Origin of the sequence: Actinoplanes sp. L3-i22 (genome assembly GCF_019704555.1) — a bacterium.
Classification (GTDB): Bacteria; Actinomycetota; Actinomycetes; order Mycobacteriales; family Micromonosporaceae; genus Actinoplanes.
Genome location: NZ_AP024745.1, coordinates 674,959 through 697,746 on the forward strand (window position 1 = coordinate 674,959; position 22,788 = coordinate 697,746).

A 22,788-nucleotide genomic window follows, 5' to 3' on the forward strand; every position below is an offset into this window, starting at 1 on the left:
CGCGGCCGCCCCAGCGGCGTTTCTAAGATGGGTGGGTGACCGTGCAACTGGCACCCTCCCGTCATCCGCTCGATCCGGAGCCGGCCCCCTCGACGAAGGCCCGCGCGGTCTTCGTGCTGGGCCTGGTCGGGTTCCTGGCGGGGCCGTTGATCGGTGGGGTGATTCCCGCCACGGTCGCGCTCCTGCTGGCCCGTCAGACGTCGCGAGAGGCGTTCGCGGCCGGTGGCTACCTCACCGGGGGCAAATGGATCCGGCGGGGCCGCAGACTGGCCTGGACGGGGCTGGTGCTGGCGCTGACGGCGCTGGTGGTGGCCGTGATCGCCGGTCTGCTGCACCTGGCGGCGGCGCCCTCCGGGCCGGACTTCGCGCCGGGCACCGACTGACCGGCCGCGGCCGCCGGCGCGGTCGTGGCGGCCTGGCCGGGCTGCGCACCGGCGCGTTCGGGTGACATGCTTCTGAACATGATGCAGCCCCCTCCACCTCTGCCGTACGGTCAGCCGCCCTACGGCGTGCCCCCGCAGCAGGCGAGCGGCTGGGAGGCCGAGCGGGTGGACGTGGTGAGCGGGACCCCGTTCGGGCTGGTCCAGCTCCGGGTGGTGCCGATCACCTCGGGTCTGGCGATCGGCGCGCTGATCGCCGGCATCGGCTCGATCCTGGTGTCCATCCTGGTCATCTGCTTCGGCTTCAGCAGTGGCGGCCCCTGGGTGGCCGGTGCATTCACCGTGCTCAGCGTCCTGGCCGGCGGGGGAGCGGTGACCGCCGCGCTGCTCGCGATGCGGCAGATCCGGCGCTCCGGCGAGCCGGGCCGGGTCCGGTTCACCGGTCGGGGGCTGGCGATCTCGGCGATCGCGTGCGGCGGTTCCGGGGCGGGAATATCGTTGCTCGCGTTGTTGCTGGGATTGGTGTTACAGACTTCGTAACGGGGCCAGGAGCGTGGATCCGGCACCGCGGCATTGCCGCGCCAGGGCACCCGGTACACTGGTATACGGAGATGTCCATCGTGGGAACCTGGGGTCATTTTGACCTGGGTGCCTGTGGTGGGTACTCTTTCCCCTCGTGCCCGGGCTCGCCCGGGCAACTCGTGCGTGCACCCGAATCGGAACGTACGACGGGTATTGCCGCACGACGGGCAGGGTTCGTCGAGAACCCTTGTCCTGACAAAGACAAGATCCGGTACGCGTGAGCTCATCACGCGTGGCGGGACCGTGAGCCGGACGACACGCCCGACCGCGGGTGCGGGACACTCCTCCCTGGAGTGCCTCCGCACACAGGCAGAACACTCGGTGCGGCCGTATTACAGGAAACGGCCGAAGGGAGCGGAGAAACCCGGTGCCCACGATCCAGCAGCTGGTCCGCAAGGGCCGCCAGGCGAAGACGACCAAGACGAAGACGCCGGCACTGAAGGGAAGCCCTCAGCGGCGCGGCGTGTGTACCCGCGTGTACACCACCACCCCCAAGAAGCCGAACTCTGCGCTGCGCAAGGTCGCTCGCGTGAAGCTGAGCAGCCAGATCGAGGTCACGGCGTACATCCCGGGTGTCGGTCACAACCTCCAGGAGCACTCCATCGTGCTCGTGCGCGGCGGCCGTGTGAAGGACCTCCCCGGCGTCCGCTACAAGATCGTCCGCGGTTCGCTGGACACCCAGGGTGTCCGCAACCGCAAGCAGGCCCGCAGCCGTTACGGCGCGAAGAAGGAGAAGAGCTGACATGCCGCGTAAGGGCCCCGCTCCGCGCCACCCGGTGGTCGCTGACCCGGTGTACAACTCGCCGCTGGTGACCCAGCTGGTGAACAAGATCCTGATCGGCGGCAAGCGTTCGCTCGCCGAGCGCATCGTGTACGGCGCCCTCGAGGGTGCCCGCGAGAAGAGCGGCACCGACCCGGTGGTCATCCTCAAGCGCGCGATGGACAATGTGAAGCCGACCCTCGAGGTTCGCAGCCGCCGCGTCGGTGGTGCGACCTACCAGGTTCCGATCGAGGTGCGTACCCCGCGCCAGACGACCCTGGGTCTGCGCTGGCTCGTCCAGTACTCCAAGGTCCGTCGCGAGAAGACCATGATCGAGCGCCTGCAGAACGAGCTGCTCGACGCCAGCAATGGCCTCGGCGCCGCTGTCAAGCGCCGCGAGGACACTCACAAGATGGCGGAGTCCAACAAGGCCTTCGCGCACTACCGCTGGTAAGCACCTGCTGCGGGCCCGGCAATCCGCCGGGCCACGGCAGTCGTACCGGTTCACGAGACGACGACGAAGAAAAGTAGGGATGGACGTGGCCGCCGCAGACGCGCTCGCCAAGGTTCGCAACATCGGCATCATGGCGCACATCGACGCTGGTAAGACGACGACGACTGAGCGCATCCTGTTCTACACCGGTATCACGTACAAGATCGGTGAGGTCCACGAGGGCGCTGCCGTCATGGACTGGATGGAGCAGGAGCAAGAACGCGGTATCACCATCACCTCCGCCGCCACGAAGTGCGAGTGGAAGGGCTACACGATTCAGATCATCGACACGCCCGGCCACGTCGACTTCACGGTCGAGGTCGAGCGGTCGCTGCGTGTGCTCGACGGCGCGGTCGCGGTGTACGACGGTGTTGCCGGCGTGGAGCCCCAGACCGAGAACGTCTGGCGCCAGGCCGACAAGTACAACGTCCCCCGGATGTGCTTCGTCAACAAGCTCGACCGGACCGGAGCGGACTTCTTCCGCTGCGTGCAGATGATGATCGACCGGCTGCACGCCACGCCGCTCGTCCTGCAGATCCCGATCGGGCTCGAGGGCGACCACATCGGCGTCGTCGACCTGATCAACATGAAGGCGCTCACCTGGCGCGGGGAGACCCAGAAGGGTGACGACTACGCGATCGAGGAGATCCCGGCCGACCTGGTCGACTCCGCGACCGAGTGGCGCGAGAAGCTCATCGAGACCCTGGCCGACGTCGACGACGCGGTCATGGAGAAGTACCTCGAGGGCGAAGAGGTCTCGATCGACGAGATCCGGGCCGCCATCCGGCGGGCCACGATCGCCAGCAAGGCCAACCCGGTCCTGTGCGGCTCGGCGTTCAAGAACAAGGGCGTTCAGCCCATGCTCGACGCCGTCGTCGACTTCCTCCCGTCGCCGCTGGACATCCCGGCGATCGAGGGCACCGCGATCGACGGTGAGACCCCGATCCTGCGCAAGCCGTCGAACACCGAGCCGTTCTCCGGCCTGGCGTTCAAGATTCAGACGGACAAGCACCTCGGCAAGCTCACCTACGTCCGGGTCTACTCCGGCACGCTCGACTCCGGCTCCCAGGTGGTCAACTCCACCAAGGACCGGAAGGAGCGGATCGGCAAGATCTACCAGATGCACGCGAACAAGCGTGAGGAGCGCGCCACCGCGCAGGCCGGCGACATCATCGCCGTCCAGGGTCTGAAGCAGACCACCACCGGTGACACGCTCAGCGACCCGGCGAACCCGGTCATCCTCGAGTCGATGACCTTCCCGGAGCCGGTCATCCAGGTCGCCATCGAGCCGAAGACCAAGTCGGACCAGGAGAAGCTGGGCACCGCGATCCAGCGCCTGGCCGAGGAGGACCCGACCTTCCGCGTCTTCAACGACGAGGAGACCGGTCAGACGATCATCGCCGGCATGGGCGAGCTCCACCTGGACATCCTGGTGGACCGCATGCGCCGCGAGTTCAACGTCGAGGCCAACATCGGTAAGCCGCAGGTGGCGTACCGCGAGACGCTCCGCGGCACCGTGGAGAAGCTCTCGTACGTGCACAAGAAGCAGACCGGTGGTTCGGGCCAGTACGCGAAGGTCGTCGTGACCGTCGAGCCGCTGCCGCTCGACGCGGACGGCCCCACGTACGAGTTCGTCAACGCGGTCTCCGGTGGTCGCATCCCCAAGGAGTTCATCCCCTCGGTGGACGCGGGCGCGCAGGACTCCCTCCAGTACGGCGTCCTCGCCGGCTACCCGCTGGTCGGCGTGAAGTTCACGCTGATCGACGGTCAGTACCACGAGGTCGACTCGTCCGAGATGGCGTTCAAGATCGCCGGCTCCATGGCAATGAAGGAAGCGGCCCGCAAGGCCGATCCCGCGCTGCTTGAGCCGATGATGTCCGTTGAGGTCACCACCCCTGAGGACAACATGGGTGACGTCATCGGCGACCTCAACTCCCGCCGCGGCTTGATCCAGTCGATGGAGGAGCGCTCCGGCGCTCGCGTCGTCAAGGCTCTGGTGCCGCTTTCGGAGATGTTCGGCTACGTCGGCGACCTGCGGTCGAAGACTGCCGGCCGGGCCAGCTACAGCATGCAGTTCGACTCCTACGCCGAGGTTCCTGGGAACGTCGCGAAGGAGATCATCGCCAAGGCCACCGGCGCCTGACGCGTTGAGGCACGTGCGGCCCGTCGAGGGCCGCACGTGCACGAGCAGTCGACAGAGTCCTGAGCGCCTTATCGGCGTGCCGGGCGAAAAGTAATGATCAGTCCACAGGAGGACACCAGTGGCGAAGGCGAAGTTCGAGCGGACTAAGCCGCACGTCAACATCGGCACCATTGGTCACATCGACCACGGTAAGACGACGCTGACTGCGGCCATCACGAAGGTCCTGCACGACGAGTTCCCGGACCTGAACCCGTACACCCCGTTCGACGAGATCGACAAGGCGCCTGAAGAGAAGGCCCGTGGTATCACGATCTCGATCGCGCACGTCGAGTACCAGACCGCGGCGCGGCACTACGCGCACGTGGACTGCCCCGGCCACGCCGACTACATCAAGAACATGATCACCGGTGCCGCGCAGATGGACGGCGCGATCCTGGTCGTGGCCGCCACCGACGGCCCGATGCCGCAGACCAAGGAGCACGTCCTCCTGGCCCGCCAGGTCGGCGTTCCGTACATCGTCGTCGCCCTGAACAAGAGCGACATGGTCGAGGACGAGGAGCTCCTGGAGCTCGTCGAGCTCGAGGTCCGCGAGCTGCTCAGCACCTACGAGTTCCCGGGCGACGACCTGCCGGTCGTTCGCGTGTCGGCGCTCAAGGCGCTCGAGGGCGACCCGGAGTGGACCGCCAAGCTCCTCGAGCTGATGAGCGCGGTCGACACCGCGATCCCGCAGCCCGAGCGTGAGACCGAGAAGCCGTTCCTCATGCCGATCGAGGACGTCTTCACGATCACCGGTCGTGGCACCGTGGTGACCGGTCGGGCCGAGCGCGGCATCCTCAAGCCGAACGAGGAGGTCGAGATCGTCGGTATCCGCGAGAAGTCGACCAAGACCGTTTGCACCGGCATCGAGATGTTCCGCAAGCTGCTCGACGAGGCCCGCGCGGGTGAGAACGTCGGTCTGCTGCTGCGTGGCATCAAGCGCGAGGACGTCGAGCGCGGCATGGTCGTCGTGAAGCCGGGCACCTCGACTCCGCACACGGAGTTCGAGGGCCAGGTCTACATCCTCTCGAAGGAGGAGGGTGGCCGGCACACCCCGTTCTTCCAGAACTACCGGCCGCAGTTCTACTTCCGTACCACGGACGTCACCGGCGTCGTCACGCTGCCCGAGGGCACCGAGATGGTCATGCCGGGCGACTCCACCTCCATGGACGTCAAGCTGATCCAGCCGATCGCCATGGAGCAGGGCCTGAAGTTCGCGATCCGTGAGGGTGGCCGCACCGTCGGCGCCGGAACGGTCACGAAGATCACCAAGTAATTGGCTGGTTGAGCGTGGTGAGAGCCACTAACAACCACCAACGGTGACCCCGATTAGCAATGCCGCGTTCAATCCGGCATACTAGTCAGGTTGCGTCCGCGCGGGGTGGGTTCCTGACGTGCTCAGGGCCCACCCTCGCCGGGTGTCCGGGTGTGTTTCGTTCACCGCCCGGCGCCCCAGATCCCCGCGATCGCGTTCGTCCCCAAGCAAGATCGGGGGCGGAGGCCGGAACAGAGTGCCCAGCATTCTGTAACGAGGCGCGACACGCCCGACCGCGGGGGTCGGACAACGCAGGATCAACGGTCCTGCGGGCATGTGGGGGCCACCGCCTCCGCACGTAGCGGCATCGAGAGAAGGAAACAGAAGCCACCATGGCGGGACAGAAGATCCGCATCCGGCTCAAGGCCTATGACCACGAGGTCGTCGACTCCTCGGCGCGGAAGATCGTCGAGACGGTGACGCGTACGGGGGCGCAGGTCGCTGGCCCGGTGCCGCTGCCCACGGAGATCAACCGTTTCTGCGTGATCCGTTCGCCGCACAAGTACAAGGACTCGCGCGAGCACTTCGAGATGCGCACGCACAAGCGGCTGATCGACATCATCGACCCGACTCCGAAGACGGTCGACTCGCTCATGCGCCTCGACCTGCCGGCTGGCGTCGACATCGAGATCAAGCTGTAGGGACCGGACAATGGACAGGCAAGTAAAGGGGATCCTGGGCGCCAAGCTCGGCATGACCCAGGTCTGGGACAACAACAAGGTCGTCCCGGTAACCGTGGTGCAGGCCGGCCCTTGCGTCGTGACTCAGGTCCGCACGAATGAGAAGGACGGCTACTCCGCTGTCCAGCTGGCCTACGGTGCGGTCGACCCGCGCAAGGTCAACAAGCCCGAGAGCGGCCACTACGCCAAGGCGGGTGTGTCCCCGCGGCGCCACCTGGTGGAGCTCCGGACCAACGACGCCGACGCGTACGAGCTCGGTCAGGAGATCTCCCTCGAGGAGTTCTCGGCCGGTACCGCGATCGACGTGACCGCCAAGACCAAGGGCAAGGGCTACGCCGGCGTCATGAAGCGGCACGGCTTCCACGGTCTTCGCGCCAGCCACGGTGTCGAGCGCAAGCACCGCTCGCCCGGTTCGATCGGCGCCTGCGCGACCCCCGGTCGCGTCTTCAAGGGCGTCAAGATGGCCGGTCGCATGGGCGGCAAGCGCTTTACCGTGCAGAACCTCACGGTTCAGGCGGTCGACACCGAGCGCAACCTGATCCTGGTCCGCGGCGCGGTGCCCGGTCCCAAGGGCGCGCTGATCCTGGTCCGTACCGCGGCCAAGAAGGGCGGTGCCAAGTGAGTTCGGTCGACATCATCAACGCCGAGGGCACGAAGACCGGCACGGTCGATCTGCCCGCCAGCGTCTTCGACGCCCAGGCGAACATCCCGCTGATGCACCAGGTCGTCGTGGCGCAGCTGGCGGCGGCCCGGCAGGGTACCGCCAAGGCGAAGACCCGCGGCGAGGTGTCCGGTGGCGGCAAGAAGCCGTACAAGCAGAAGGGCACCGGTCGCGCCCGTCAGGGCTCGATCCGCGCGCCTCAGTTCACCGGTGGTGGCGTCGTGCACGGTCCCGTGCCGCGTGACTACAGCCAGCGGACGCCCAAGAAGATGAAGGCCGCCGCTCTGCGTGGCGCCCTCTCCGACCGGGCCCGCGACGGCCGCCTGTTCGTGATCGAGTCCTTCGTCAGCGGCGAGAAGCCGTCGACCAAGGCCGCGATCACCGCGCTGCGCAAGGTCGCGGAGACCAACAAGGTTCTCGTCGTGCTGGACAGCCAGGACGAACTGAACTGGATCTCGCTGCGCAACGAGCCGACCGTGCACCTGATCGAAGCCGGCCAGCTGAACACGTACGACGTGCTGGTGGCCGACGAGATCGTCTTCACCAAGGTCGCGCTGGACGAGTTCCTGGGCGGGTCCGAGAAGTCCGAGGAGGGCGACAAGTGAGCACGATCGCCGACCCGCGCGACATCATCGTCGCCCCGGTGGTCTCCGAGAAGAGCTACAGCGTTCTCGACCAGAACTGGTACACGTTCACGGTCCACCCGGACGCGAACAAGACCCAGATCAAGATCGCGATCCAGCAGATCTTCAACGTCCGCGTGCTGACGGTGAACACCGCCAACCGCGAGGGCAAGCGCAAGCGCACCAAGACCGGTTTCGGTCAGCGCAAGGCGACGAAGCGCGCGATGGTCAAGCTGGCTGACGGTGACCGCATCGAGGCCTTCGGCGGCCCGGTCAGCTAAGGGGTTTGTAAATCATGGCTATCCGTAAGTACAAGCCGACCACGCCGGGCCGTCGCGGCTCCAGCGTCGCCGACTTCGCTGAGATCACCCGGTCCACGCCGGAGAAGTCTCTGCTGGTTCCGCTGCCCAAGAAGGGTGGCCGCAACGTCCACGGTCGCATCACCACGCGGCACCAGGGCGGCGGTCACAAGCGGCAGTACCGGCTGATCGACTTCAAGCGGAACGACAAGGACGGCGTGCCGGCCAAGGTCGCTCACATCGAGTACGACCCCAACCGCACCTCGCGCATCGCACTGCTGCACTACGCCGACGGCGAGAAGCGCTACATCCTCGCGCCGAAGGACCTGAAGCAGGGCGACCGCATCGAGTCGGGTGTGGGCGCGGACATCAAGCCGGGGAACAACCTGCCCCTGCGCAACATCCCGGTCGGCACGACGGTCCACGGTGTGGAGCTTCGTCCCGGCGGTGGAGCCAAGCTGGCCCGTTCGGCCGGCGTGGGCATCCAGCTGCTCGGCCGTGAGGGCGCCTACGCCACGCTGCGTATGCCCTCCGGTGAGATCCGTCGGGTCGACGTGCGTTGCCGCGCGACGGTCGGCGAGATCGGCAACGCCGAGCAGTCGAACATCAACTGGGGTAAGGCCGGCCGTATGCGGTGGAAGGGCAAGCGCCCGACCGTCCGTGGTGTCGCCATGAACCCCGTCGACCACCCGCACGGTGGTGGTGAGGGTAAGACCTCTGGTGGTCGTCACCCGGTCAACCCGGCTGGTAAGCCGGAGGGCCGTACCCGCCGCAAGGGCCAGGAGAGCGACAAGCTGATCGTTCGCCGCCGCTACGCCACCCGCAAGCGCGGGTAACGGGAGTTAAAAGATGCCTCGCAGCCTGAAGAAGGGCCCGTTCGTCGACGACCACCTGCTCAAGAAGGTGGAAGTCCAGAACGAGAAGAACTCGAAGAACGTCATCAAGACCTGGTCGCGTCGCTCGACGATCATTCCCGACATGCTCGGGCACACGATCGCCGTGCACGACGGCCGCAAGCACGTTCCGGTCTTCGTCACTGAGGCGATGGTCGGACACAAGCTCGGCGAGTTCGCTCTGACCCGCACGTTCAAGGGTCACGAGAAGGACGACCGCAAGAGCCGTCGTCGCTAGTCAGTCCACGGATAAGAGAGGGGTTACAGCGATGTCAGTAAAGAACGACGCTCCGGCGCTTCCGGGCTCTCGCGCAGTCGCGAAGCACGTGCGTATTTCGCCGAGCAAGGCACGCCGCGTGGTCAACCTCGTCCGCGGTCTGCCCGCGAAGGAGGCTCTGACGGTCCTGCAGTTCGCGCCGCAGTCGGCGAGCGAGCAGGTCTACAAGGTGCTCGCGAGTGCGATCGCGAACGCGGAGAACAACGAGCGGCTCGACCCCGACGCACTCCTCGTGAGCGAGGCGTTCGTCGACGAGGGTCCGACGCTCAAGCGGTTCCGTCCGCGGGCGCAGGGCCGGGCTTACCGGATCCGCAAGCGCACGAGCCACATCACTATCGCGGTCGAGGCGGTCCAGGTGGCCCGCCCGGCGAAGAAGGCAGCGGCGAAGAAGGCCTCCACGGCCCCTGAGCCCGCTACCGCCGAGTCCCAGAGCACGGAGGGTGCCGAGTAATGGGTCAGAAGGTTCACCCCACCGGGTTCCGTCTCGGCATTTCCACCGACTGGAAGAGCCGCTGGTTTGCGGACAAGCTCTACAAGGACTACATCGGCGAGGACGTCAAGATCCGCCGCATGATGTCCAAGGGGCTTGAGCGCGCCGGCATCTCCAAGGTGGACATCGAGCGGACCCGCGACCGAGTTCGTGTCGACATCCACACCGCCCGGCCGGGCATTGTCATCGGCCGTAAGGGTGCGGAGGCCGACCGGATCCGCGGCGAGCTCGAGAAGCTCACCGGCAAGCAGGTCCAGCTGAACATCCTCGAGGTCAAGAGCCCCGAGTCGGATGCGCAGCTGGTTGCCCAGGGCGTCGCCGAGCAGCTGTCCTCCCGGGTCAGCTTCCGTCGGGCGATGCGCAAGGCGATGCAGTCCGCCATGAAGAACCCGATCTGCAAGGGCATCCGGGTGCAGGTCTCCGGTCGCCTCGGCGGCGCGGAGATGAGCCGCACGGAGTTCTACCGTGAGGGTCGCGTTCCGCTGCACACGCTGCGGGCGAACATCGAGTACGGCTTCTTCGAGGCCCGTACCACGTTCGGCCGGATCGGCGTGAAGGTCTGGATCTACAAGGGCGACGCCGTCCCCGGTCGTGAGGTCGTCACCGAGGCTCCCGCGCGTCCGCGCCGGGACCGCGCTGACCGTCCCGAGCGTCCGCGCCGTGGCCGTTCCGGTTCGTCCGGTACGACCGCCGGCGGCACCGAGGCCGGCCGCGCTGCGGCTCAGGCCCGGACCGGTGACAGCGACAACGTGAACGACGCCGCGGCCACCGCGGCTCCGGCTCCGGCCGAGACGCAGCAGGAGGGCTGACACATGCTGATGCCGCGTAAGCCCCCAAAGGGCTTCCGTAAGCCGCATCACCCGGACCGCCACGGCGCGTCCAAGGGCGGTAACCGGGTCGTCTTCGGCGAGTTCGGTATCCAGGCGCTCGAGCCGGCGTACGTGACCAACCGGCAGATCGAGTCGGCGCGTATCGCGATGACTCGTCACATCAAGCGTGGCGGTAAGGTCTGGATCTCGATCTTCCCGGACCAGGCGCTGACCAAGAAGCCTGCCGAGACCCGCATGGGTTCCGGTAAGGGTTCTCCTGAGTGGTGGGTGGCGAACGTCAAGCCGGGACGGATCCTCTTCGAGATGTCCTTCCCGAACGAGACGGTCGCGCGTGAGGCGATGCGCCGCGCGATCCACAAGCTCCCGATGAAGTGCCGCATCGTGACGCGCGAAGTGGGTGAAAGCTGATGGCAGCGGGCGTTAAGGCAGCCGAGCTGCGCGAGAGCTCCGACGAGGAGCTGGTCGCGAAGCTGCGGGAGGCCAAGGCGGAGCTGTTCAATCTTCGCGTGCAGCGCGCGACCGGGCAGCTCGACAATCACCGTCGACTGCAGGTCGTCCGCAAGGACATTGCGAAGATCTACACGATCATGCGTGAGCGCGAGCTGGGGCTCTCGGTCGCGCCGGATGAGGTGAGCGCATGAGTGAGAACACCGTCGCGCCGCGCGCCCAGCGCAAGACGCGTGAGGGTCTCGTGGTCAGCGACAAGATGGACAAGACCGTCGTCGTCGAGGTCGAGGACCGCGTCAAGCACGCGCTGTACGGCAAGGTCATCCGTCGTACCCGCAAGCTGAAGGTGCACGACGAGCAGAACGCCGCCGGCACCGGTGACCGGGTTTCGATCATGGAGACCCGCCCGCTCTCCGCCACCAAGCGGTGGCGGATCGTGGAGATCCTCGAAAAGGCCAAGTGAGTACGCTGGGCCGGCTACGGCCGGCCCAGCGGACCATCGTTCCGCCAAGCTTCGGTGGGTCACCGGAGAACTGGCAGACATAGGAGACAGACGTGATCCAGCAGGAGTCGCGACTGCGCGTCGCCGATAACACGGGTGCCCGGGAAATTCTGTGCATCCGCGTGCTCGGTGGCTCCGGTCGCCGTTACGCGAGCATCGGCGACGTCATCGTGGCCACGGTCAAGGACGCCATCCCCGGCGCCGGTGTGAAGAAGGGTGACGTCGTCAAGGCGGTCATCGTCCGCACCAGCAAGGAGCGGCGCCGTCCGGACGGCTCGTACATCCGCTTCGACGAGAACGCCGCCGTCATCATCAAGGACGGCGGGGATCCCCGCGGTACCCGCATCTTCGGCCCGGTCGGCCGTGAGCTGCGCGACAAGCGTTTCATGAAGATCATCAGCCTGGCGCCGGAGGTGCTCTGACCGTGAAGATCAAGAAGGGCGACACGGTCGTCGTCATCGCCGGCAAGGACAAGGGCGCCAAGGGTAAGGTCATCGCGGCCTACCCGACGCGGGACAAGGTCCTGGTCGAGGGCGTCAACCGAGTCAAGAAGCACGAACGCATCCGTACCACCCAGCGTGGTTCGAAGACCGGTGGCATCGTCACCCAGGAAGCCGCGATCCACATTTCCAACGTGCAGATCGTGGACGACCAGGGGAAGCCGACCCGGATCGGTTACCGGATCGACGAGAACGGCACCAAGGTCCGTATCGCGCGTACGACCGGTAAGGAACTCTGATGACTGCCAGCACTGAGACGAAGACGCTGCCGCGTCTGAAGAGCAAGTACCGGGCTGAGATCATCCCGGCGCTGCAGGAGCAGTACAAGTACGGCAACCCGATGCAGACGCCCGGCCTGGTCAAGGTCGTCGTCAACATGGGTGTCGGCGAGGCTGCCCGCGACGCCAAGCTGATCGACGGCGCGGTGCGTGATCTGACCACCATCACCGGTCAGAAGCCGCTGGTTCGCCGGGCGACCAAGTCGATCGCGCAGTTCAAGCTCCGTGAGGGCATGCCGATCGGCGCCAAGGTCACCCTTCGTGGCGACCGGATGTGGGAGTTCCTGGACCGGCTGCTGTCCATCTCCCTGCCGCGTATCCGTGACTTCCGCGGGCTCGACGGACGCAAGCTCGACGGCCACGGCAACTACACCTTCGGCCTGACCGAGCAGTCGGTGTTCCACGAGATCGACCAGGACCGGATCGATCGGCCGCGGGGCATGGACATCACGGTGGTCACCACCGCCACGACCGACGACGAGGGCCGGGCGCTGCTGAAGCTCCTGGGCTTCCCGTTCAAGGAGAACTGAACATGGCTAAGAAGGCGCTGATCATCAAGGCGGCCGCGAAGCCCAAGTTCGCCGTGCGCGCCTACACCCGCTGCCAGAAGTGCGGTCGCCCGCACTCGGTCTACCGCAAGTTCGGCCTGTGCCGGGTTTGCGTGCGGGACATGGCTCACCGTGGTGAGCTGCCCGGCGTGTCCAAGGCCTCCTGGTAACCCGACTTAGTAATACCGCTTCGCCGTAGGCCCGGAGCTTCCGGGAACCCCGGCGAGAAAGGTTGACGAATACCCATGACGATGACGGACCCGATCGCAGACATGCTGACGCGTCTGCGTAACGCCAACCAGGCGTACCACGACAAGGTGACGATGCCCTACTCGAAGATCAAGGCGAACATCGCCGAGGTCCTCAAGGCTGAGGGATACATCGCGTCGTGGACGTCTGAGGAGCCCGAGGAGGGCGCGGTCGGCAAGCGTCTGGTCGTTGAGCTCAAGTACGGCCAGAACCGCGAGCGTAGCCTCGCCGGCATCAAGCGCGTCTCGAAGCCGGGCCTGCGGGTTTACGCCAAGTCCGACGAGCTGCCCCGCGTGCTCGGTGGTCTCGGTGTCGCGATCATTTCGACGTCCCAGGGACTGCTGACCGACAAGCAGGCCCGCAAGCGGAGCGTGGGCGGGGAAGTCCTCGCCTTCGTCTGGTAACTGGAGACTTAGACATGTCGCGAATCGGACGTAAGTCGATCCCGGTCCCGGCCGGCGTCGATGTCACCATCACGGGCCAGACCGTCAAGGTCAAGGGCCCCAAGGGCGAGCTGTCGCACACCGTCGCCGAGCCGATCACGGTCTCGAAGGACGGCGGCGAGCTGGTCGTCAACCGGCCCAACGACGAGCGTAAGGCCAAGGAGCTGCACGGTCTCTCGCGCACCCTGGTCGCCAACATGATCGTCGGAGTGACCGAGGGCTACAAGAAGACCCTCGAGATCAACGGCACCGGTTACCGTGTCACCGCGAAGGGCAAGGACCTGGAGTTCGCTCTGGGCTTCTCGCACCCGGTGAACATCGTGCCTCCGGTCGGCATCACCTTCTCGGTGGAGAAGCCGACCCAGTTCACGGTGACGGGCATCGACAAGCAGCTGGTCGGCGAGGTCGCCGCCAACATCCGGAAGATCCGCCCGCCGGAGCCCTACAAGGGCAAGGGCGTCAAGTACCAGGGCGAGGTCATCCGCCGCAAGGCTGGAAAGGCAGGTAAGAAGTGACCGCCACGCTGCTCAAGCGCCGCAATGGCGGCGGTGTCGCCGCTCGGCGCGCCGTTGGCAAGGCGCGTCGGCACTTCCGGGTCCGCAAGAACGTGCATGGCACGGCCGAGCGTCCCCGCCTGGTCGTCACCCGGTCCACGCGGCACATCACCGCGCAGATCGTCGACGACCTCAAGGGCCACACGCTGGCTTCGGCCTCGACCCTCGACACCACGATCCGGGGCACCGAGGGCGACAAGAGCTCGCAGGCCGGCAAGGTCGGCACGCTCCTCGCCGAGCGGGCCAAGGCCGCGGGTATTTCCAAGGTCGTCTTCGATCGCGGTGGCAACAAGTACGCGGGGCGCATCGCCTCGCTTGCGGACGCCGCTCGCGAAGCCGGACTCGAGTTCTAGGAGGATTTGACCAATGCCTGGTCAGCAGCGCCGTGGCGGCGGGTCCGGCGGCAACAACGAAGGTGGCGGCCGCCGCGAGAACCGTCGTGAGGGCGGCCGCGGCAACGCGCCCGTCGAAAAGACCCCTCACCTCGAGCGGGTCGTCGCGATCAACCGCGTCGCCAAGGTCGTCAAGGGTGGTCGTCGCTTCAGCTTCACCGCCCTGGTGATCGTCGGCGACGGTGACGGCACCGTCGGTGTCGGTTACGGAAAGGCCAAGGAGGTGCCCGCGGCGATCGCCAAGGGCGTCGAGGAGGCCAAGAAGCACTTCTTCAAGGTTCCGCGGATCGGTGCGACCATCCCGCACCCGATCACGGGTGAGGCTGCCGCGGGTGTCGTCCTGCTCAAGCCGGCGTCCGCTGGTACCGGTGTTATCGCCGGTGGTCCGGTGCGCGCCGTGCTGGAGTGCGCGGGCATCCACGACATCCTGTCGAAGAGCCTCGGCTCCTCGAACCCGATCAACATCGTGCACGCCACGGTGGCCGCGCTGAAGGGCCTCGAGTCCCCGGAGCAGGTCGCGGCTCGCCGCAGCCTCCCGGTCGAGGACGTGGCGCCGGCGGCCATGCTGGCGGCCCGTGCGGAAGCGGCGGTGCACTGATGGCCCGCCTGAAGGTCACCCAGATCCGGTCCAAGATCGGCCGTAAGTCGAACCAGCGGGACTCGCTGCGTTCGCTCGGGCTGAAGCGGATCAACGATGTGGTGGTCAAAGAGGACCGTCCCGAGATCCGGGGCATGATCTTCGCCGTGAACCACCTCGTCACTGTCGAGGAGGTCGAGTAATGGCGATCAAGATTCATGACCTGAAGCCGGCGCCCGGTGCCAAGACCAAGAAGACCCGCGTGGGTCGTGGTGAGGGCTCCAAGGGCAAGACCGCCGGTCGCGGTACCAAGGGCACCGGCGCCCGGAAGAACACTCCGGCGTCGTTCGAGGGTGGGCAGATGCCTATCCACATGCGCCTGCCGAAGATCAAGGGGCTCCGCAACCGGCCGCGTAACAAGGTCGTGTTCCAGGTCGTGAACCTGGACCGGCTGGCCGAGCTGTTCCCGAACGGTGGCGAGGTCGGCCCGTCCGAGCTCGTCCAGGCCGGCGCGGTTCGCAAGAACCTGCCGGTCAAGGTGCTGGGCTCGGGCGAGCTGGACGGCGTTTCGCTGACCATCTCGGCGCACGCGTTCAGCGATTCGGCCAAGGAAAAGATCGCAGCCGCTGGTGGTTCCGCCACCGAGCTGTGAGGCTTGTGGGGATGCTCGTCCGGACGAATGTTCGGCGAGCATCCCCTTGTGGTGTTTGACCTGCGGTTTTGTGATCGATAGTGACGCATTGCCGTGTGGACGGCTACCGTGGCTGACCACGGCGAGCCAAGACTGTTAGAGTCCGTTCCCAGCTAGGGATATCGGTCATCCGGACCGATGCCTTCCCCCCATACCGCTATCGCGGTTACCTCGCGCAGGAGGAAGTACGTTGCTCTCCGCCTTTTCGAGTGCGTTGCGGACGCCCGACCTGCGCAAGAAGTTGTTGTTCACGGTGGCGATCATCGCGCTCTACCGTCTCGGCGCCACCTTGCCCAGCCCGGGTGTCTCGTACACCAATGTGCAGGCGTGTCTCAAGCTGACCGAGCAGTCGGGCAATCAGGTTCTGAACCTGTTGAACCTGTTCTCCGGCGGCGCGCTTCTCCAGCTCTCGATCTTCGCGCTCGGCATCATGCCGTACATCACGGCGTCGATCATCCTGCAGCTGCTCACCGTGGTCATCCCGCGGCTCGAGCAGCTCCGCAAGGAGGGTCAGTCCGGCCAGGCGAAGATCACTCAGTACACCCGGTACCTGACCCTGGGTCTGGCGATCCTGCAGTCCTCGGCGTTCGTCGCCCTGGCCCGCACCGGCCAGCTCTTCGGTGGTCTGTGTGACCAGGACAACCCGGCGTACCAGATCATCCCGGAGAACACCGGTATCCCGATCTGGCTGACGCTCACCGTCCTGGTGATGACGATGACCGCCGGCACCGGCGTGGTGATGTGGCTCGGCGAGCTGGTCACCGACCGTGGCGTCGGCAACGGCATGTCGGTCCTGATCTTCACCTCGATCGCCGCCCGCCTTCCCGGCGAGGGCTGGACGATCAAGCAGTCCGCGGGTGTCGCCAAGTTCCTCCTGGTGATCGCGCTGGTCCTGGTGATCATCGCGCTGGTGGTCTTCATCGAGCAGGCGCAGCGGCGCATCCCGGTGCAGTACGCGAAGCGCATGATCGGCCGGCGGATGTACGGCGGAACCTCGACCTACATCCCGCTGAAGGTGAACCAGGCGGGTGTCGTCCCGGTCATCTTCGCGTCGTCGCTGCTCTACCTCCCGCAGCTGTACTTGCAGTTCTTCGACAAGAACAACCTGAAGCCGTACCAGATCTGGATCCAGAACTGGCTGGCCGCACCGACCAGCTGGGTGTACATCAGCGTCTACTTCCTGCTGATCATCTTCTTCACGTACTTCTACGTGTCGATCACGTTCAACCCGACTGAGGTCGCGGAGAACATGAAGAAGTACGGTGGTTTCGTGCCGGGTATCCGCCCGGGCAAGCCGACCGCCGACTACCTGGACTTCATCCTCAGCCGGATCACGCTCCCGGGCGCGCTCTACCTGGGCCTGATCTCGGTCCTGCCGAACTTCTTCTTCATCTGGCTGGACCAGCAGCAGTACCAGAACTTCCCGTTCGGTGGCACCGCTGTACTGATCATGGTCGGCGTGGGCCTGGAGACGGTGAAGCAGATCGAGAGCCAGCTCATGCAGCGGAACTACGAAGGGTTCCTCCGGTAGTGGGTACGCGGGGCCCGGGGGCTCTGGCGTCGGCGGTTGGCGTGGCTTCTTGCGACCGAAGCGAGGCGATGTAGGTGCGGCTGGTACTGGTGGGCCCTCCGGGGGCCGGCAAGGGGACCCAGGCTGAGTTCATCGCCGCCCATCTCGCCGTACCGAAGATCTCGACCGGGGACATCTTCCGGGCGAACGTGTCGCAGGGCACCCCGCTCGGGGTCGAGGCCAAGCGCTACATGGACGCCGGGCAGCTGGTGCCGGACGAGGTGACCATCAACATGGTCCGGGACCGGCTCGCCGAGCCGGACGCCGGCGACGGGTTCCTGCTGGACGGGTTCCCGCGGACGGTGCCCCAGGCCAACGCGCTGGACAAGCTCCTCGCCGACCTGGGCACCGCCCTGGACCTGGTGATGGAGCTGGTGGTCGACGACGACGAGGTGGTTCGGCGGCTCTCGGGCCGCCGGACCTGCCGGGGCTGCGGCAAGATCTGGCACGTCGAGTTCGACCCGACCAGCAAGCCGGACGTCTGTGACCGCTGCGGCGCGGAGCTGTTCCAGCGGGACGACGACAAGGCCGAGACCATCGCCAACCGGCTGGTGGAGTACGCGGACAAGACCGCGCCGCTGGTCGACTACTACGGTGCCCAGGGCAAGCTGGTGGGCATCGACGCGACCGGCCCGGTCGAGGACGTCACGGTCCGCGCGATCGACGCCCTGCGGTCGTACGGGGGCTGAGATGCGTCGTCAGGAGCTGGACATCCAGCTGAAGACGCCGGAGCAGATCGGAAAGATGCGGGCGGCCGGTCTGGTCGTCCACGCGGCGCTGGAAGCGATGCGGGACGCGGTCGCTCCCGGCGTCTCGACCGCCGATCTGGACGCGATCGCCGAGAAGGTGATCCGGGACGCCGGCGCGGTCCCGTCGTTCAAGGGCTACCACGGCTTCCCGGCCTCGATCTGTGCCTCGGTCAACGAGCAGGTCGTGCACGGCATCCCGGGGGAGAAGCAGATCCTCGTCGAGGGCGACCTGATCTCGCTGGACTGCGGCGCGGTGCTGGACGGCTGGCACGGCGACTCGGCGATCACCGTCGGCGTCGGCGCCACCGACCCGGCGCTGCTGAAGATGGCCGAGGTCGCGGAGGACGCGATGTGGGCCGGGATCGCCGCGGCGGCCCGTGGCGTGGCCAACGGGCGTGGCCGGCTCACCGACATCTCGTTCAACATCGAGAAGGCGATCCGCAAGGCCGGGCGGTACGGCATCGTCGACGGTTACGGCGGCCACGGCATCGGCACCGAGATGCACCAGGAGCCGCACGTGCTCAACCACGGCAAGCCGGGCCGCGGCCCGCGCCTGTCGGTGGGCATGGCGCTGGCCATCGAGCCGATGATCACGCTGGGCTCGCCGCGGACCGTGGAGCTCGCCGACGGCTGGACCGTGGTGACCCGGGACGGCTCCCGCGCCGCGCACGTTGAGCACACCATGGCGCTCCTGGACGACGGGGTGTGGGTGACGACCGCCCTGGACGGCGGAAAGGCCCGCCTCGGCGATCTGGTGACCGCGCAGGCCTAGGCCCGGCGCCGCGCGGGCCCGGTACGGCGGCGCTCGGCCTCAGTGGACCGGCCTTCCGGCTCTCGCGTACGCCTGGCATGCTGTGACCCATGGGACGCGAGGGGATGCGGGCCGGCGACAGTGATCGTCAGCGCGTCGCGGATCAGCTGAAGTCCGCGCTCGACGAGGGCCGGCTGGATCTGAACGAATACGACGAGCGGGTCCAGCGGGCGTACAACGCCCGGACGTACGGCGATCTGGACGGTCTGCTCGACGACCTGCCCGGCACGGTTCCGGTGCAGCACGCGCAGGTTCAGCAGGCGCACACGCCGCCCGTGACGCCGCTGGCGTCCCCGGTGAAGAAGGACCAGCACACCGGCTGGCACACCTTCGGCTCGGCGCTGACGGCGTTCCTGGTGTGCACGGTGATCTGGGCGATTTCGTCGTTCAGCGCGGGGCAGGCGTATTACTTCTGGCCCGCCTGGGTGCTCATCCCGGTGATCATCACGGCCGTCGGCGCGCTCACCGAGCGCAACCGCCGCGACCGCTGAGCGGCCGCCGACACGTTCACCGAGCGCCACCGCCGCGACCGCTGAGCCGCCGGCGACCCGCTCGCCGAGCGCGACCGCAGCGCCACCGCCGGGACCGCTGAGCGGTCCCGAGAGCGGTCTTCACAAGGGCATGACACGCCCGACCCCGGGTAACGGCGACCTCGGTTTGGCGTCCTTCGAAACGTGCGCGTAGACTGGCTTGCTGGCGCGCAGCGTTCACTCTTTCATGTCCTCAGCGCTTCGAGGACCGAGGGAGCCGCGGCTGGTCCGAGCCCCCCAAGAGGCTCGGGAACGACGCTGCACAGCCTGCCCCAGAACCCGATGTCAGGTAGCGGAGGACATGCCAAAGAAAGACGGAGCCATCGAGATCGAAGGCCGAGTGATCGAGCCCCTGCCGAACGCAATGTTCCGCGTGGAGCTCGCTAATGGTCACAAGGTCCTGGCACACATCTCCGGGAAGATGCGCCAGCACTACATCCGCATCCTTCCCGAGGACAGGGTCGTCGTCGAACTCTCGCCGTACGACCTGACCCGTGGGCGCATCGTCTACCGCTACAAGTGAACTTTTCCGGCGAGGGTCGCAGCTCTGCCGGAGATGATTCATTCGGGTCGGGGTTTTCCACATCCCGTCTGACTGAGAGTTAAGGCAAACCGTGAAGGTCAAGCCGAGCGTCAAGCGGATCTGCAACAACTGCCGGATCATCCGGCGGCACGGCCGGGTCATGGTCATCTGCTCCACCGACCCGCGTCACAAGCAGCGCCAGGGCTGAGTAGACCCGCGCAAGATCCGCACCACTGAACAAGCTCGTCCCGGCCGCTCCTTGAAGAGCGGCCACACCCCCGGTCGGAGGCCGGGGCCCGCCAGGGCAGGCGGGATGGGAGGGGCACAGACCTCCGCGATTACCAACGAGGAGCACGCCCACTTATGGCACGTCTCGTCGGCGTCGATCTTCCCCGCGAGAAGCGGATGGAGATCGCGCTCACCTACATCTTCGGGATCGGACGTACCCGGTCCGTCGAAGCATTGACCGCTACGGCGATCGACCTGAACAAGCGCGCCAAGGACCTCACGGAAGAGGAGCTGCTGCAGCTCCGCGAATACATTGAGGCCAACTTCAAGGTTGAGGGCGACCTGCGCCGCGAGGTCGCCGCGGACATCCGCCGCAAGGTTGAGATCGGCTGCTACGCCGGCATCCGCCACCGCAAGGGCCTGCCCGTGCGAGGACAGCGGACCCGGACCAACGCCCGTACCCGCAAGGGTCCGAAGCGCACGGTCGCCGGTAAGAAGAAGCCCGGTCGGAAGTAATAGGAGCGCACTGACTTATGCCACCGAAGGCACGCGCAGGGGCCGCAGTCAAAAAGGTCCGGCGCAAGGAACGCAAGAACGTCGCCCACGGGCAGGCGCACATCAAGAGCACCTTCAACAACACCATCGTGTCGATCACCGACCCGACCGGTGCGGTCATCTCCTGGGCCTCGTCCGGCCAGGTGGGCTTCAAGGGCTCCCGCAAGTCGACTCCGTTCGCCGCGCAGCTGGCCGCCGAGGCCGCTGCTCGCCGGGCCATGGAGCACGGCATGCGCAAGGTCGACGTGTTCGTCAAGGGCCCCGGCTCCGGCCGGGAGACCGCTATCCGTTCGCTGCAGGCCGCTGGTCTCGAGGTCGGTCAGATCTCCGACGTGACCCCGCAGCCGCACAACGGATGCCGTCCGCCGAAGCGTCGTCGGGTCTAAGGGAGATCTAGAAGCATGGCTCGTTACGTAGGTGCGGACTGCAAGCGCTGCCGCCGCGAGAAGATGAAGCTGTTCCTCAAGGGCAGCAAGTGTGACGGGCCGAAGTGCCCGTTCGAGTCGCGTCCCTTCCCGCCCGGCCAGCACGGCCGTGGCCGGACCAAGGAGACCGAGTACCTGCTCCAGCACCGCGAGAAGCAGAAGGCCCGCCGCGTTTACGGCGTGCTGGAGAAGCAGTTCCGCGGGTACTACGAGGAGGCCGTCACCAAGCCCGGCAAGACCGGTGAGGTGCTGCTGCAGATCCTCGAGTCGCGTCTGGACAACGTCGTCTACCGGGCCGGTTACGCCGCGTCCCGCGACGCCGCCCGCCAGGTGGTCAAGCACGGCCACTTCCTGGTGAACGGCGTCAAGGTCGACATCCCGTCGTACCGGGTGAAGGAGCACGACATCGTCACGCTCCGCGAGAAGTCGAAGGAAATGACCCCCTTCGTCGTCGCGCAGGCCCAGGCCGGATCCCGGCCGGTGCCGGCCTGGCTCGAGCCGATCCCCAGCGAGATGAAGATCCTCGTGCACACGCTCCCGGTCCGCGCTGTCATCGACACGCAGGTCCAGGAGCAGCTGATCGTCGAGCTCTACTCCAAGTAGCAGCTCTTTGAAAGTGCCGGCCGCGAGGCCGGCACTTTTAAAAGTGAAAGACGGCCATCAAATAGCGGTTGGCCTGACAGAAAGAAGAACAGCGTGCTCATCAGCCAGCGGCCCTCCCTGTCGGAGGAGTCGATCAGCGAGACCCGTTCCCGGTTCACCATCGAACCGCTGGAGCCGGGTTTCGGCTACACCCTCGGTAACTCGCTCCGGCGCACCCTGCTCTCGTCGATCCCGGGCGCGGCGGTCACCAGCATCAAGGTCGACGGCGTGCTGCACGAGTTCACCACGATCCCCGGTGTCAAGGAGGACGTGGTCGAGCTGGTCATGAACGTCAAGGAACTGACCGTCAGCTCCGAGCACGACGAGCCGGTCAGCATGTACCTGCGCAAGCAGGGCCCGGGCGACGTGACCGCCGGCGACATCCAGCCGCCGGCCGGTGTCTCGGTGCACAACCCCGACCTCAAGCTGGCGACGCTGAACAGCAAGGGCCGGCTCGACATGGAGCTGACCGTGGAGCGTGGCCGTGGCTACGTCACCGCGGCGCAGAACAAGAGCGCGGGCGCGGAGATCGGCCGGATCCCGGTCGACTCGATCTACTCGCCGGTGCTCAAGGTCACGTACCGCGTCGAGGCGACCCGTGTCGAGCAGCGCACCGACTTCGACCGTCTGATCATCGACGTCGAGTCGAAGGCGTCCATCTCGCCGCGGACCGCGCTGGCCTCGGCCGGCTCGACGCTGGTCGAGCTCTTCGGCCTGTGCCGGGAGCTGGACGAGACCGCCGAGGGCATCGACATCGGCCCGTCGCCGCAGGACGCTCAGCTCGCCGCCGATCTGGCACTCCCGATTGAGGAGCTGGACCTCACGGTCCGGTCGTACAACTGCCTCAAGCGTGAGGGCATCAACTCGGTGGGCGAATTGATAGGGCGTACGGAGGCCGACCTTCTGGACATCCGGAACTTCGGCCAGAAGTCCATCGACGAGGTCAAGATGAAGCTCGCCGGTATGGGCCTGGGCCTGAAGGACAGCGCGCCGTCCTTCGACCCCGCGCACGTGGTCGACTCGTTCGGCGACGTGGACTACGACACCGACGACTACCGCGAGACCGAGCAGCTCTAGGCTCGGTAGCGCCACTTCTTCAAGGAGCATCTGAA

The 22,788-nt window shown here is 66.6% G+C and carries 37 protein-coding genes; all 37 read left to right on the top strand.

Going from position 1 to position 22,788, the window contains the following annotated elements:
- Positions 1-35: 35 nt before the first annotated feature.
- Positions 36-383: a hypothetical protein gene (locus L3i22_RS03145; protein ID WP_221325509.1), complete on the top strand. Its 348-nt coding sequence runs from the start codon at positions 36-38 to the stop codon at positions 381-383.
- A gap of 165 nt (positions 384-548) precedes the next feature.
- Entirely contained in the window at positions 549-920 is a 372-nt protein-coding gene (locus tag L3i22_RS03150) for a hypothetical protein (RefSeq protein ID WP_221329760.1), read from the top strand.
- 409 nt (positions 921-1,329) lie between these two features.
- On the top strand, positions 1,330-1,704 hold the full coding sequence (gene rpsL / locus L3i22_RS03155) for a 30S ribosomal protein S12 (RefSeq protein ID WP_007465318.1): 375 nt from the start codon (positions 1,330-1,332) through the stop codon (positions 1,702-1,704).
- A gap of 1 nt (position 1,705) precedes the next feature.
- Entirely contained in the window at positions 1,706-2,176 is a 471-nt protein-coding gene (rpsG, locus tag L3i22_RS03160; RefSeq protein WP_221325510.1) for a 30S ribosomal protein S7, read from the top strand.
- Positions 2,177-2,261: 85 nt separating this feature from the next.
- A complete protein-coding gene (gene fusA / locus L3i22_RS03165) occupies positions 2,262-4,358 on the top strand; it encodes an elongation factor G (protein ID WP_370644354.1) in 2,097 nt (698 codons plus the stop codon).
- A gap of 118 nt (positions 4,359-4,476) precedes the next feature.
- Entirely contained in the window at positions 4,477-5,670 is a 1,194-nt protein-coding gene (gene tuf, locus L3i22_RS03170; RefSeq protein WP_221325512.1) for an elongation factor Tu, read from the top strand.
- Positions 5,671-6,041: 371 nt separating this feature from the next.
- Positions 6,042-6,350, top strand: coding sequence for a 30S ribosomal protein S10 (gene rpsJ, locus L3i22_RS03175; protein ID WP_007073037.1), 309 nt, complete (start codon positions 6,042-6,044; stop codon positions 6,348-6,350).
- Positions 6,351-6,360: 10 nt separating this feature from the next.
- Complete coding sequence (rplC, locus tag L3i22_RS03180) at positions 6,361-7,011, top strand: 50S ribosomal protein L3 (RefSeq protein WP_221325513.1); 651 nt, start codon at positions 6,361-6,363, stop codon at positions 7,009-7,011.
- Complete coding sequence (rplD, locus tag L3i22_RS03185; RefSeq protein ID WP_221325514.1) at positions 7,008-7,655, top strand: 50S ribosomal protein L4; 648 nt, start codon at positions 7,008-7,010, stop codon at positions 7,653-7,655. Before rplC ends, rplD begins: the two co-directional genes overlap by 4 nt.
- Positions 7,652-7,954 carry a 50S ribosomal protein L23 gene (rplW, locus tag L3i22_RS03190; protein WP_203739455.1) on the top strand — a complete coding sequence of 101 codons (303 nt, stop codon included), beginning with the start codon at positions 7,652-7,654 and terminating at the stop codon, positions 7,952-7,954. The genes rplD and rplW overlap by 4 nt, the downstream gene beginning before the upstream one ends.
- Positions 7,955-7,968: 14 nt before the next feature.
- The gene (gene rplB, locus L3i22_RS03195) at positions 7,969-8,808 is read left to right on the top strand and encodes a 50S ribosomal protein L2 (RefSeq protein ID WP_221325515.1); all 840 of its coding nucleotides are present in this window, start codon (positions 7,969-7,971) and stop codon (positions 8,806-8,808) included.
- Positions 8,809-8,821: 13 nt separating this feature from the next.
- Positions 8,822-9,103 carry a 30S ribosomal protein S19 gene (gene rpsS / locus L3i22_RS03200; RefSeq protein ID WP_014687760.1) on the top strand — a complete coding sequence of 94 codons (282 nt, stop codon included), beginning with the start codon at positions 8,822-8,824 and terminating at the stop codon, positions 9,101-9,103.
- A 31-nt stretch (positions 9,104-9,134) separates the two neighbouring features.
- Positions 9,135-9,593 (top strand): 50S ribosomal protein L22, encoded by a 459-nt coding sequence (gene rplV, locus L3i22_RS03205; RefSeq protein ID WP_221325516.1) that lies wholly within the window; start codon positions 9,135-9,137, stop codon positions 9,591-9,593.
- Positions 9,593-10,441 carry a 30S ribosomal protein S3 gene (rpsC, locus tag L3i22_RS03210; RefSeq protein ID WP_221325517.1) on the top strand — a complete coding sequence of 283 codons (849 nt, stop codon included), beginning with the start codon at positions 9,593-9,595 and terminating at the stop codon, positions 10,439-10,441. The genes rplV and rpsC overlap by 1 nt, the downstream gene beginning before the upstream one ends.
- Before the next feature lie 3 nt (positions 10,442-10,444).
- Positions 10,445-10,870: a 50S ribosomal protein L16 gene (rplP, locus tag L3i22_RS03215; protein WP_014687763.1), complete on the top strand. Its 426-nt coding sequence runs from the start codon at positions 10,445-10,447 to the stop codon at positions 10,868-10,870.
- The gene (gene rpmC, locus L3i22_RS03220) at positions 10,870-11,103 is read left to right on the top strand and encodes a 50S ribosomal protein L29 (RefSeq protein ID WP_203739467.1); all 234 of its coding nucleotides are present in this window, start codon (positions 10,870-10,872) and stop codon (positions 11,101-11,103) included. Before rplP ends, rpmC begins: the two co-directional genes overlap by 1 nt.
- Entirely contained in the window at positions 11,100-11,372 is a 273-nt protein-coding gene (gene rpsQ, locus L3i22_RS03225) for a 30S ribosomal protein S17 (protein ID WP_203739476.1), read from the top strand. Before rpmC ends, rpsQ begins: the two co-directional genes overlap by 4 nt.
- A 92-nt stretch (positions 11,373-11,464) precedes the next feature.
- On the top strand, positions 11,465-11,833 hold the full coding sequence (gene rplN / locus L3i22_RS03230; RefSeq protein ID WP_014687766.1) for a 50S ribosomal protein L14: 369 nt from the start codon (positions 11,465-11,467) through the stop codon (positions 11,831-11,833).
- Positions 11,830-12,150 carry a 50S ribosomal protein L24 gene (rplX, locus tag L3i22_RS03235; protein ID WP_221329761.1) on the top strand — a complete coding sequence of 107 codons (321 nt, stop codon included), beginning with the start codon at positions 11,830-11,832 and terminating at the stop codon, positions 12,148-12,150. The genes rplN and rplX overlap by 4 nt, the downstream gene beginning before the upstream one ends.
- Positions 12,150-12,719, top strand: a complete 570-nt coding sequence (gene rplE, locus L3i22_RS03240) for a 50S ribosomal protein L5 (protein ID WP_221325518.1) — start codon at positions 12,150-12,152, stop codon at positions 12,717-12,719. Before rplX ends, rplE begins: the two co-directional genes overlap by 1 nt.
- Positions 12,720-12,721: 2 nt before the next feature.
- Positions 12,722-12,907 (top strand): type Z 30S ribosomal protein S14, encoded by a 186-nt coding sequence (locus tag L3i22_RS03245; protein WP_014440734.1) that lies wholly within the window; start codon positions 12,722-12,724, stop codon positions 12,905-12,907.
- Positions 12,908-12,982: 75 nt separating this feature from the next.
- Positions 12,983-13,390: a 30S ribosomal protein S8 gene (rpsH, locus tag L3i22_RS03250; protein WP_014440735.1), complete on the top strand. Its 408-nt coding sequence runs from the start codon at positions 12,983-12,985 to the stop codon at positions 13,388-13,390.
- Between the two features lie 14 nt (positions 13,391-13,404).
- Positions 13,405-13,944, top strand: coding sequence for a 50S ribosomal protein L6 (gene rplF, locus L3i22_RS03255; RefSeq protein ID WP_221325519.1), 540 nt, complete (start codon positions 13,405-13,407; stop codon positions 13,942-13,944).
- A gap of 8 nt (positions 13,945-13,952) precedes the next feature.
- Positions 13,953-14,336, top strand: a complete 384-nt coding sequence (rplR, locus tag L3i22_RS03260; RefSeq protein WP_255658645.1) for a 50S ribosomal protein L18 — start codon at positions 13,953-13,955, stop codon at positions 14,334-14,336.
- Between the two features lie 13 nt (positions 14,337-14,349).
- On the top strand, positions 14,350-14,973 hold the full coding sequence (gene rpsE, locus L3i22_RS03265) for a 30S ribosomal protein S5 (protein WP_221325521.1): 624 nt from the start codon (positions 14,350-14,352) through the stop codon (positions 14,971-14,973).
- A complete protein-coding gene (gene rpmD, locus L3i22_RS03270) occupies positions 14,973-15,155 on the top strand; it encodes a 50S ribosomal protein L30 (protein ID WP_221325522.1) in 183 nt (60 codons plus the stop codon). Before rpsE ends, rpmD begins: the two co-directional genes overlap by 1 nt.
- Entirely contained in the window at positions 15,155-15,604 is a 450-nt protein-coding gene (gene rplO, locus L3i22_RS03275; protein ID WP_221325523.1) for a 50S ribosomal protein L15, read from the top strand. The genes rpmD and rplO overlap by 1 nt, the downstream gene beginning before the upstream one ends.
- Before the next feature lie 229 nt (positions 15,605-15,833).
- Positions 15,834-17,174, top strand: coding sequence for a preprotein translocase subunit SecY (gene secY / locus L3i22_RS03280; protein ID WP_221325524.1), 1,341 nt, complete (start codon positions 15,834-15,836; stop codon positions 17,172-17,174).
- 74 nt (positions 17,175-17,248) lie between these two features.
- Positions 17,249-17,902, top strand: a complete 654-nt coding sequence (locus L3i22_RS03285; RefSeq protein ID WP_221325525.1) for an adenylate kinase — start codon at positions 17,249-17,251, stop codon at positions 17,900-17,902.
- A 1-nt stretch (position 17,903) separates the two neighbouring features.
- Positions 17,904-18,734: a type I methionyl aminopeptidase gene (gene map, locus L3i22_RS03290; RefSeq protein ID WP_221325526.1), complete on the top strand. Its 831-nt coding sequence runs from the start codon at positions 17,904-17,906 to the stop codon at positions 18,732-18,734.
- A gap of 104 nt (positions 18,735-18,838) precedes the next feature.
- Positions 18,839-19,264 (top strand): DUF1707 domain-containing protein, encoded by a 426-nt coding sequence (locus tag L3i22_RS03295; protein WP_221329762.1) that lies wholly within the window; start codon positions 18,839-18,841, stop codon positions 19,262-19,264.
- A gap of 340 nt (positions 19,265-19,604) precedes the next feature.
- On the top strand, positions 19,605-19,826 hold the full coding sequence (gene infA / locus L3i22_RS03300; protein ID WP_007073013.1) for a translation initiation factor IF-1: 222 nt from the start codon (positions 19,605-19,607) through the stop codon (positions 19,824-19,826).
- Positions 19,827-19,917: 91 nt separating this feature from the next.
- Entirely contained in the window at positions 19,918-20,034 is a 117-nt protein-coding gene (gene rpmJ, locus L3i22_RS03305; protein ID WP_014687778.1) for a 50S ribosomal protein L36, read from the top strand.
- Positions 20,035-20,189: 155 nt separating this feature from the next.
- Positions 20,190-20,570 (top strand): 30S ribosomal protein S13, encoded by a 381-nt coding sequence (rpsM, locus tag L3i22_RS03310; protein WP_221325527.1) that lies wholly within the window; start codon positions 20,190-20,192, stop codon positions 20,568-20,570.
- Positions 20,571-20,587: 17 nt separating this feature from the next.
- Positions 20,588-20,995 (top strand): 30S ribosomal protein S11, encoded by a 408-nt coding sequence (gene rpsK, locus L3i22_RS03315; protein ID WP_014440747.1) that lies wholly within the window; start codon positions 20,588-20,590, stop codon positions 20,993-20,995.
- 15 nt (positions 20,996-21,010) lie between these two features.
- The gene (gene rpsD / locus L3i22_RS03320; protein WP_221325528.1) at positions 21,011-21,637 is read left to right on the top strand and encodes a 30S ribosomal protein S4; all 627 of its coding nucleotides are present in this window, start codon (positions 21,011-21,013) and stop codon (positions 21,635-21,637) included.
- Between the two features lie 93 nt (positions 21,638-21,730).
- Complete coding sequence (locus tag L3i22_RS03325; RefSeq protein WP_203739500.1) at positions 21,731-22,753, top strand: DNA-directed RNA polymerase subunit alpha; 1,023 nt, start codon at positions 21,731-21,733, stop codon at positions 22,751-22,753.
- Positions 22,754-22,788: the final 35 nt, after the last annotated feature.